Consider the following 1,242-nt stretch of genomic DNA (forward strand, 5'->3'; position numbering starts at 1 on the left):
GCCCGGCAGCGGGCGGACTGGAATGGGTGATATGGCAAAAGTGCAGTTGCAGGGCGTGCGCAAGGTCTACGACAACGGCCAGGTGGCCGTTCAGGGCGCGACCTTCGAAGTGGCCGATGGGGAATTGATGGTGCTGGTCGGGCCGTCCGGCTGTGGCAAGTCGACCTTGCTGCGCATGGTCGCCGGGCTGGAGGAGATCAGCGGCGGCACGCTGACGATCGGCGACCGCGTGGTCAACGACGTGGCGCCCAAGGACCGCGACATCGCCATGGTGTTCCAGAGCTATGCGCTGTACCCGCACATGACCGTGGCCGAAAACCTGGCCTTCGGCCTGAAGCTGCGCGGCCACGACAAGGCCACGATCAGCAAGCGCGTCAACGAGGCGGCCGAAACGCTGGGCCTGACCGACATGCTCGACAAGCTGCCCAAGGCGATGTCCGGCGGCCAGCGCCAGCGCGTGGCGCTGGGTCGCGCGCTGGTGCGCGAGCCGGCGGTGTTCCTGCTGGATGAGCCGCTGTCCAACCTCGACGCCAAGCTGCGCCACAGCGTGCGCACGGAAATCGCGCAGCTGCATCGCAAGCTGGGCACCACCATGATCTATGTGACCCACGACCAGGTCGAGGCGATGACGCTCGGCCAGCGCATCGTGGTGCTCAAGGACGGCGTCATCCAGCAGATCGATACGCCGATGGCGCTGTACGACCGTCCGGCCAACCTGTTCGTGGCCGGCTTCCTCGGCAGCCCGGCGATGAACGTGCTGCGCGGGACGCTGCAGCGCACCGACAGCGGCATCGTGGTGCAGGAAGCGCAGCTGACCGCGCCGCTGGGGCAGGCAACGGTGGATCCGGCCTGGATCGGCAGGACGCTTGCGGTGGGCGTGCGACCGGAGCACCTGCAGCCGGCCGCGGCCGAGGATGCGACGGGCTTCGAGGCGACCATCGACGGCATCGAGCCGGTCGGCAACGAGATCTTCGTCAACATGACCAGTGGCGGCCAGGCGCTGGTGATGCGCGTGGCGCCGCAGGCGTTGCCGCAGGTCGGCGAGAGCATCCGCGTGGCGATCCACCCGAAGGGGCTGCATTTCTTCGATGCGGACACCGGCGAACGCTTGAACGCCGACTGAGGGTGCGGGCGGGTTGGCGGGGGTGCCGGCCAGCGGCCGGCAGGGCACGCGTGGCTGCTGGGTTCATGAGGTTGCCGGCCAGCGGCCGGCAGGGCACGCGTGGCTGCCGGGTCATGAGG

Annotated in this window: 1 protein-coding gene; it reads left to right on the forward strand. The window is 68.9% G+C overall.

The annotated features are described in order from the left end of the window. Positions 1-31: 31 nt before the first annotated feature. Positions 32-1,123: an ABC transporter ATP-binding protein gene (locus AC1DQP_RS20650; protein WP_256774073.1), complete on the forward strand. Its 1,092-nt coding sequence runs from the start codon at positions 32-34 to the stop codon at positions 1,121-1,123. Positions 1,124-1,242: the final 119 nt, after the last annotated feature.

The organism is Stenotrophomonas sp. P5_A8, from assembly GCF_056400545.1.

Bases quoted from the DNA above. Each gene is read 5' to 3' on its own strand.
- AC1DQP_RS20650 (WP_256774073.1), top strand. From the start codon at position 32: ATGGCAAAAGTGCAGTTGCAGGGCGTGCGCAAGGTCTACGACAACGGC.